We start from the raw sequence: 1,332 nt of genomic DNA, 5'->3' as shown, positions 1-1,332 counted from the left end.
CCCTCGGCGAGTTCGATCTGCATCTGATCGGCGAGGGCCGGCACGAGCAGCTGTGGAAGGCGCTCGGCGCCGAGCCGATGACCCACCAGGGGGTGACCGGCACCCGGTTCACGGTGTGGGCGCCCAACGCCCGGGGAGTGCGGGTGGCCGGCACCTTCAACTTCTGGGACGGCACCGCGTTCCCGATGCGCTCGCTCGGCTCGACGGGCGTGTGGGAGCTGTTCGTGCCCGGCATCGGCGAGGGCGAGCTGTACAAGTTCGAGATCACCCGGCCGGACGGCTCCAGGACGCTGCGCGCCGATCCGATGGCCCGCCGTACCGAGGTGCCGCCGGCCACCGCGTCGGTCGTGACGGCCTCGCACTACGAGTGGGGCGACCAGGAGTGGATGGCCCACCGCGGGGACATCCCCGCGCACGAGGCACCTTTCTCGGTGTACGAGGTCCATCTGCCCTCCTGGCGGCCGGGGCTGACCTACCGTCAGCTGGCCGAGCAGCTTCCCGCGTACGTCAAGGACCTCGGCTTCACCCATGTGGAGCTGATGCCGATCGCCGAGCACCCCTTCGGCGGCTCCTGGGGCTACCAGGTCACCGGCTTCTACGCGCCCACCGCGCGCCTGGGCACCCCGGACGACTTCCGGTACTTCGTGGACCGCTGCCACCAGGCCGGCATCGGCGTGATCATGGACTGGGTACCGGCCCACTTCCCCAAGGACGACTGGGCGCTGGCCCGCTTCGACGGGGACCCGCTGTACGAGCCCGGGAACGCGCAGCGCGCCGAGCACCCCGACTGGGGGACGTACGAGTTCGACTTCGCCCGCACCGAGGTGCGCAACTTTCTCGTCGCGAACGCCGTGTACTGGTGCGAGGAGTTCCACATCGACGGCCTGCGCGTGGACGCCGTCGCCTCCATGCTCTACCTCGACTACTCGCGCGGGCCGGGCCAGTGGACGCCCAATGTGCACGGCGGCCGGGAGAACCTGGACGCGGTGGCGTTCCTGCAGGAGATGAACGCCACCGTGTACCGCCGGGTGCCGGGTGTGGTGACCATCGCCGAGGAGTCGACGGCCTGGGACGGGGTCACCCGGGCCACCCACCACCGGGGGCCGAGCGGTTTCGGCGGTCTGGGCTTCGGGCTGAAGTGGAACATGGGCTGGATGCACGACTCGCTCCGGTACATGAGCCACGACCCCGTCCACCGCACGTACCACCATCACGAGATGACGTTCTCGATGGTGTACGCCTACAGCGAGAACTACGTCCTGCCGATCTCCCACGACGAGGTGGTGCACGGCAAGGGCGCGCTGGTGTCGAAGATGCCCGGCGACTGGTGGC

At 69.7% G+C, this 1,332-nt stretch carries 1 protein-coding gene; it reads left to right on the top strand.

Annotated features, from left to right (window positions below; translation table 11 throughout):
* Positions 1–1,332: 1,4-alpha-glucan branching protein GlgB (gene glgB / locus ABD224_RS29185; protein WP_344055326.1), on the top strand; the 1,332-nt coding region annotated here is incomplete at both ends.

The organism is Streptomyces thermoalcalitolerans (assembly GCF_039525155.1).
In the GTDB taxonomy this organism is placed as follows: Bacteria; Actinomycetota; Actinomycetes; order Streptomycetales; family Streptomycetaceae; genus Streptomyces; species Streptomyces thermovulgaris.
The sequence above is the reverse complement of the archived record's forward strand: the minus strand, read 5'-3'. Positions and strand labels throughout refer to the sequence as shown.